The sequence below is a fragment of the Halorhodospira neutriphila genome (assembly GCF_016584055.1).
Taxonomy (GTDB): Bacteria; Pseudomonadota; Gammaproteobacteria; order Nitrococcales; family Halorhodospiraceae; genus Halorhodospira; species Halorhodospira neutriphila.
The window spans coordinates 1-6,726 of record NZ_NRSH01000117.1; the positions used below are offsets into that span (position 1 = coordinate 1).

At 72.1% G+C, this 6,726-nt stretch carries 5 protein-coding genes and 1 pseudogene; 2 read left to right on the plus strand and 4 right to left on the minus strand.

Annotated features, from left to right (window positions below; translation table 11 throughout):
• Positions 1-197 precede the first annotated feature (197 nt).
• From CKO13_RS09585 to CKO13_RS09595, 3 genes are read right to left on the minus strand one after another with little or no spacing between them, the layout of a single operon-like run.
• Positions 198-1,511 carry an asparagine synthase-related protein gene (locus tag CKO13_RS09585; RefSeq protein WP_200260110.1) on the minus strand — a complete coding sequence of 438 codons (1,314 nt, stop codon included), beginning with the start codon at positions 1,509-1,511 and terminating at the stop codon, positions 198-200.
• Positions 1,512-1,544: 33 nt separating this feature from the next.
• Positions 1,545-2,477, minus strand: a complete 933-nt coding sequence (locus CKO13_RS09590; protein ID WP_200260113.1) for a glycosyltransferase — start codon at positions 2,475-2,477, stop codon at positions 1,545-1,547.
• A complete protein-coding gene (locus CKO13_RS09595; RefSeq protein WP_200260116.1) occupies positions 2,471-3,562 on the minus strand; it encodes a glycosyltransferase in 1,092 nt (363 codons plus the stop codon). The genes CKO13_RS09590 and CKO13_RS09595 overlap by 7 nt, the downstream gene beginning before the upstream one ends.
• A gap of 162 nt (positions 3,563-3,724) precedes the next feature.
• Here CKO13_RS09595 and CKO13_RS09600 point away from each other — a divergent pair, with 162 nt between their 5' ends.
• Together CKO13_RS09600 and CKO13_RS09605 are read left to right on the plus strand one after the other, a co-directional pair.
• Entirely contained in the window at positions 3,725-4,726 is a 1,002-nt protein-coding gene (locus CKO13_RS09600) for a sulfotransferase (RefSeq protein WP_242467984.1), read from the plus strand.
• A complete protein-coding gene (locus CKO13_RS09605; RefSeq protein WP_200260122.1) occupies positions 4,719-6,521 on the plus strand; it encodes an ABC transporter ATP-binding protein in 1,803 nt (600 codons plus the stop codon). The genes CKO13_RS09600 and CKO13_RS09605 overlap by 8 nt, the downstream gene beginning before the upstream one ends.
• A gap of 7 nt (positions 6,522-6,528) precedes the next feature.
• On the opposite strand, the pseudogene CKO13_RS09610 reads toward CKO13_RS09605, so the two are convergent.
• Positions 6,529-6,726, minus strand: a pseudogene (locus CKO13_RS09610) (hypothetical protein); the annotation flags it as partial.

The window sequence follows — 6,726 nt, forward strand, 5'->3', positions numbered from 1 at the left end:
CCGTCTCCGCCTCGCCGCGCAGCGCCGGGGGGAGCTCCCCAAGGGCGCGCTGGCGCGCACGGTCAGCGCCCACCCGCAACTGGTCAGGCGGCTGCCCCGGGCGGTACTCGGCGCTGCCTGGCGCCGCTCTGGGCAGAGCGGCGGGCGGGGCCGCGGGGCTCCGTAGGCGGCCCGCGCCTCCCGTGATTGGGAGAAGATCAGCGAGCAGGGATGTTGCCGGCGAGGATGTTGACTTCCGCGCTAACCGCGGCGTGCACGCTGTTATAGTGCCGCACGTCGCCTTGCAAGAAGCGCTCGAGCGCAGCGCTTGCCGACCAGTCCTGGAAAACCCCCCGCTTATCAAAGCCCTCTGCGGCTTTCTGGTAAAGCCTTTCCAGGCTGGCGTTCAGCCGCGGGTCCCCCCGCTCCTTGAGGAACCTCGGGGTCCACGTGGGGCTTGGGGCTGGTGGCCGGGCGTACTTGCGGAGGGCCTTGCGGAGCCTCTTGCGAGCGGCGCGGTAATAGGCGCTCCGCGGCGGGCGCCACGCCCCTTCTCCTGGGACGTCCTCAAAAATAGTCGGGAAAGCGGACTTGAGCGCGTACCGGTAGTAGCTCTGCTCGATGCGGTACGCAAAGGGGGATCTGAGCCAGAAGCCCAACCAGGCGGGATCCGTGTAGGGGGTGAGCATGGCCCGTTTGTCGCCGGGCACGTTGCCCCGAATCCGGAGTCCCTGCCTGATGCCGAAATCTAAGATGTCGTAAGGAGACGCCCCCGGGAAACTTTTCCAGGCCGGCTGAGTGCGGAGTAATCCCCGGCACAGATCCCGGATGCGCTGCTCATCGTAGGAGCTACGGATCAACTCTACGCCGTGCCCCTGATTGGCCTGGAGGAAGAGGCCGATGAGCCTTTCCGTGCCGCTGGCCTTCTCATTGGCAAAGGGCAAGTGCCCACCGGTGATCGCGTCCCCGAAGAAGCCGGAGAGGATCGCGGTATCGGAGGTTGTGTACCGATCAACCAGTAGGCTGGCGCGCAAGCCGCTCTCCGTGCAGCAGACGTTGCTGAGCGAGAAGTTGTGGGCCGCCTCTTGGACGACGTCCTCGAGCCGCCAGTCGATCCCGTTGGGGTCTGCGATGTGGTGCCTCACACCCGCTCGCTGCGCCGTCGCTGAGGCGACTTCCAGATCGGTGGTGCTCTGGCCCGCGAAGGTCAGCGCCGATACATTCGGCCTCGATGCTGTCTGTAGTGCGGCGCCGAGCAGGCCCCTCGAGTCAAGCCCGCCGGTGAGCGGGATCAGGATTGATCTTCGCCCGGTCTCCTTCATGCCGGTATCGATGATGCCGGGGAGCAGCGCTTTGAATAGATACTCTGGGGACTCTTGCCTTTTTCTCTTGGCCGATTCGGCGGCCTCACGGAGGCCTTGCAGCCAGTTTTCAGCCGCATCGAGATCCGGTACCAAGGCCAGGCGGAAGTAATCGGCCACGTCTTGTACAAGTTCCTGATCGGCGCCGTGGAGCTTCTCTTCTGGCATCATCCGGGACTCGGCGGCGACCCAGGGGGGTACGGCTCAAGGGGCGCGGCGGTGGATCCGCCGGCCCTCCGCGATGCGGCCTTTCAGCACGTGGGCCTGCCACAGGGGCGCGATGGAGGCCCCCGTGCGGAGCGCCTCCCCCTTGGCGACGGCCTCCAGGCGGCGGCGCAGGAAGGCGCGGTAGAGCCATCGCGGGGCCCCGAGGAGGCGGGGCGCCTGGCGGGCCTGCGGGTCGGTGGCGTCGGCGAGGGCCAGCGAGCGCCCGAAGCGGGCCGCGCGCTCGAGGACCCAGCGCCGCTCCATCTGCTCCGGCCGGACGATGTGCGCGACCCGCGCCGCCGGGATGTGGCAGGCGCGGTAGCCGGCCTCCGCCAGCCGGGTGGTGAGTTCGGTCTCGCTGCCCATGATGTACGAGCCGCCGGCCCGGGGGCCGATGGCCTCGCTGAAGCGGTGCCCGGCGCTGAACACCCGCGTGCGGACCATCATGTTCGGTCCCCAGATCAGGTCCGCCCGGATGTCGCCCTCCGGCCACGCCGGATCGGTCCGCGCGTAGGCGATGGCGAGGTTGACGTGGCGGGTGAGCCACTCGGGGGGCGGAGCGGGCCAGTCGAGGGCGATGCGGCCGCCGAAGAGATCGTGCGCCGGGTAGCGCCGCGCGCCGTCCGCCAGGGCGGTGAGCCAGTCGGGGGCGGGGAGGACGTCGTCGTCGGTGAAGACCGCCAGCTCGCCCTCGAGGGCGGGCAGGGCGGCGTTGAGCGCCGCGTTCTTGCCCGGCTGCCCGTGGTGGAGGCGCTCGAGGGGGAGGCGCTGGCGGTAGCGCTCCAGGATCCGCGCCGTGGCGTCGGTGCTGGCGTTGTCCACGGCGAGGAGCTTCCAGCCCCCGGGCGGTGGATGCACCTCGGTGAGGGCCTCGAGCATGCGCGGCAGCGTCCGCTCGCCGTTGTGGGAGGCGAAGGCGACGGTCAGCACGGCGAGGCCTCCGGCGCCCGGGCCGCCTTGCCGGCGGTGTCGACGAGCCGCCGGGCCTGGCCGAGGAGCGCCGCCGTCACCGACTCGGGGGCCGTGATCCGCCGGGCGCGGGATCGGTGGACGCCCTCGCGGTAGCGCTGGTAGGCGACCGGGTCCCGGAAGGCCTCCTCGATGGCGCGTGCCCACTCGCCCACGGGGGCGTCGTGGGGGAGGCACAGCCCCCCCTCGCCGACGGCCTCCGGGAGCCCCCCGCGGTCGCTGGCAATGGCGGGGATCCCGTTGACCTGGGCCTCGGTGACCACGCGCCCCCAGGTCTCCTCCCACTGGCTCGGGGCGAAGATCAGGCGGCTGCGCCGGTAGAGGGCGGCGTTGGAGTGCTGCGGCGGGTTGAGCCGGACGTTGGGCAGCTGCGCCGCGCGCTGGAGCAGCCGGTCGCCCCGCCCGCCCCCGTGCGGGTCGTTGGCGAAGATACGGAAGGGGATCTCGGGGAGGCGCTCGGCCGCGCCGAGCACGATCTCGCCGCCCTTGTCGCGGGAGAGGCCGACGACCGTCACCTCCTCGGGGGTGACGCGGGTGCGGTAGGGCTCGGCGGGGACGATGGGCGGGACGACGGCGCAGTCGATGCCGTGGCGCTCGCCCATGCGCCGCTGGCAGAACCGCGAGTTGGCCAGGTAGCGGCCGCGGGGCAGCGCCGGCACGTCGGGCCAGTGGGGGATGATGTGGAAGTAGAGCAGCACCGGCACGCCGCAGGCCGCCGCGGCGCCGGCCGCGGCCCGGTCGGTGCCCTGGAAGACGGCGACGTCCGGGGCGGCGTGGGCGATGACCCCCTCCAGGGCGTCCTCGAGCCGCCAGGCGCGGTACGTGGCGTAGCCGGCGAGCCGCTCGGCCGTCCACAGCCGCCGGCGCGAGGAGAGCTTCAGCTTCGCCCGGCTCCAGGCGCCGAGGAGCCCCTGGGGGCGCAGCCGGGCGAGCACCGCCGCCGAGCAGCCCTCGGCCTGCAGGGCGGTGCACAGGGCGTGGGTGTTGACCTCGACGCCCCGGTGGGCCTGAGGCAGGTGGTAGTCGCTGATGAAGAGCAGCCGCATGGATGCCACCGCAGAAGCCGGCGAAGGACACGCTTCACTCAGTCTAGAGGAAGACGGCCCGGACGCAGGCGAGCCCTCCCCGCAGATGCCGTTGAGGTAGGCCATACTGCGGGGAGCGGGAGGCGTTCCGCCTTCTAGCCTGACAGCGCCACTGAAAGGGTGATGATGACAGCGGCTGCTCCTGTGCTCGTGGTCGGCAGTGGGCGCTCCGGCACGACCTTCCTCGCCAAGCTCCTCGACAGCCACCCTCGGGTCGTCTACCTCCACGAGCCGGACTCCGTACTCGTGGACGCCGAGCTGCCCTTCCTGCCCGCAAGCGACGAGCTCGAGGCCTACCGCGCCCGCGCGGGGCGCTACCTGGAGCGGCTCGAGGCGGTGCGGACGCCGAAGGTCTACGGCCACACCCCCGTCTTCGACAAGCGCTACCGCTCGGCGCTGGGCAAGCAGATCTTCCGCCTGGGGGTCTACGCCGCCAAGGGGGTCGAGCGCGCGGGGCTGGGTCGCGGCGCACTCGTCCTCGCTCCCGCCTCCCCGCTGCCCCGCCACGACCCGGACTCGGTCGTGGTGATCAAGTCGGTGAACTCCCTCGGCCGCGCCCGGCTGTTCAGCCTGGCGGTGCCGGGGCTGCGCGTCCTCCACATCGTCCGCCACCCCGCCGCCGTCGTGGCCTCGAGGCTCCGGGGGATCCACAAGGGGGTGATGGGGGCGCGCAACTACATCGACTCGCTCTTCGACGCCGGCTACGGCGACGGCTACGGCTGGAGCCGGGAGGCGCTCAAGGCGGCGAGCTTCGAGGAGCAGGCCACCTTCGAGTGGATGGCGGTCAACCAACGCGTCTACACCGAGATGAGGGGAAGCCCCCGCTACCGGCTCGTCCACTACGAGCACCTCTGCCAGCGCCTCGAGGCGACGGCCCGCGAGCTGTTCGCCGATGCGGGCTTGAGCTGGGAGCCGCAGAGCCAGGCGTTCATCCGCTCGCTCGAGGCCGCCCCCGCCGAGGGGGCGGGGTACTTCGGGGTCGTCCGGCCGCCGACCTCGGCCCTCGCCAGGTGGCGTGAGGAGCTCGGCGCGGAGCAGGTGCGGCGGATCGAGGAGACGGCCCGGCGCTGCGAGCTCGGCCGCATGTACTTCGAGCCTGAGCGCTCGCGGGGGGAGCATGCCTGAGGTGGTGCGCAAGCTCCTGGCCCTGCTCGACCGGCGCGAGCGGCTCATGGCGCTGGGCCTGCTGGCGCTGACCATCGTCAACGCCGCCGTGCAGACCCTCGGCATCGCCTCGGTCATGCCCTTCCTCTCCGTGCTCGCCGACCCGGAGACGATCCACCGCAACGAGTGGCTCAGCGCGGCCTTCACGCTGCTCGGCTTCGAGGAGACCCGCGGCTTCCTCTTCTTCCTCGGCGCCGTGGCCTTCGCCCTGATCGTCCTCGGCAACGCGGTCCAGGCCGCCACGCAGTGGGCCACCACCCGCTTCGTCCACATGCGCCAGTTCAGCCTCTCGTGGCGCCTGATGGCCGACTACCTGCGCCGGCCGTACACCTTCTTCGTGACGCGCAACTCCTCGGACCTGGCCAAGACCATCCTCGAGGAGACGAGCCAGGTGATCACCGGCGGCGTCATGCCCGCCCTGCAGCTGGTGAGCAACAGCCTGCTGGCGCTCGCCATCGTGGGCTTCCTGCTGACGGTCGAGCCCGGCCTGGCGCTGATCGCCGCCGGCGCGATGAGCGCCATCTACGGGCTGATCTTCCTCGCCTCCAAGGCCTGGCTGCGGCGCATCGGCGCCGAGCGGGTCACGGCGAACCAGGAGCGCTTCACCACGGTGAGCGAGGCCTTCGCCGGGGCGAAGGAGATCCGGCTGCTCGGCCAGGAGCGGCCGTACCTGCAGCGCTACCGGCAGGCCGCCCGCGACTTCGCCCGCCACCAGGCGAACGCCACGCTGCTCGGGCAGCTGCCGCAGTACGCCATCGAGGCCGTCGCCGTCGGCGGCGTCTTCCTGCTCATCCTCTACCTGATGGCCGACGGCTCGGGGATCGCCGCGGTGCTGCCGGTGCTCGGCGTCTACGCCATGGCGGCGAAGCGGCTCGTGCCGGCCTTCCAGAAGGTCTTCGGCGCCGTCGCCAAGCTGCGCTTCGTCATGCCCGCCATCGACGCCCTCCTCGCGGACCTCGGGGAGCACGCCGACTCCCTCCCGCTGCCGCAGACCCACAGCGGCCTCGAGCCGCTGGCCCCGCACCGGGAGGTGGCGCTGGAGCGGGTCACCTACCGCTACCCCGGCAGCAGCGAGCCGGCCCTGCACGGCCTGAGCCTGCGGATCCCGGCGAACAGCACCGTGGGGCTGATCGGCTCCTCGGGGGCGGGCAAGAGCACCCTGGTCGACCTCCTCCTCGGGCTGCTCGGCCCGGAGGACGGGGCCATCCGGGTCGACGGCGTGCCGGTGGACAGCGCCAACCTGCGCCGCTGGCAGGCGGGGATCGGCTACGTCCCGCAGCACATCTTCCTCGCCGACGATACGGTCCGCGGCAACATCGCCCTCGGCGTCCCGCCGGCGCAGGTCGACGAGGCCGCGGTGGAGCGCGCCGCGCGCCTGGCCAATCTCCACGACTTCGTCGTCCGGGAGCTCCCGCAGGGCTACGCCACGGTGATCGGCGAGCGGGGCGTGCGCCTCTCCGGCGGCCAGCGCCAGCGCATCGGCATCGCCCGGGCGCTCTACCGCGACCCGCCGGTGCTGGTCTTCGACGAGGCGACCAGCGCCCTCGACAACGCCACCGAGCGCGCCGTCATGCAGGCGGTCCACAACCTCTCGAGCCGCAAGACCATCATCCTCATCGCCCACCGCCTGAGCACGGTCAAGCCCTGCGACCAGATCCTGGTGCTCAGCCAGGGGCGGATCGTGGAGCAGGGGAGCTGGAGCGAGCTGGTCCACAGCGGCGAGCAGTTCCACCAGCTCGCCGCCGGCCTGGAGTGACGCCCGCCTAGCGGCAGGGCCGGCAGCCGGGGACGCGGGGGCCGATGTCCGCGGGCCGGCCGGGGTTGTGGGGCTCGCCGCCGGCGTAGGCGCCCCAGGTCGGCTCCCTGCGGCGGCGGTGGTTGTAGTCGCGGCCCAGGCCGGGGAGATCGACCCGGAGCGCCAGCGGCTCGTCCCGGCGCAGGGCCCCGGGGCGGCGCGGGTA

What these genes read in the sequence shown, in the direction of transcription:
- CKO13_RS09600 (WP_242467984.1), top strand. Translation starts at nt 3,725, where the DNA reads ATGATGACAGCGGCTGCTCCTGTGCTCGTGGTCGGCAGTGGGCGCTCC.
- CKO13_RS09595 (WP_200260116.1), bottom strand. Translation starts at nt 3,562, where the DNA reads ATGCGGCTGCTCTTCATCAGCGACTACCACCTGCCTCAGGCCCACCGG.
- CKO13_RS09605 (WP_200260122.1), top strand. Translation starts at nt 4,719, where the DNA reads ATGCCTGAGGTGGTGCGCAAGCTCCTGGCCCTGCTCGACCGGCGCGAG.
- CKO13_RS09585 (WP_200260110.1), bottom strand. Translation starts at nt 1,511, where the DNA reads ATGATGCCAGAAGAGAAGCTCCACGGCGCCGATCAGGAACTTGTACAA.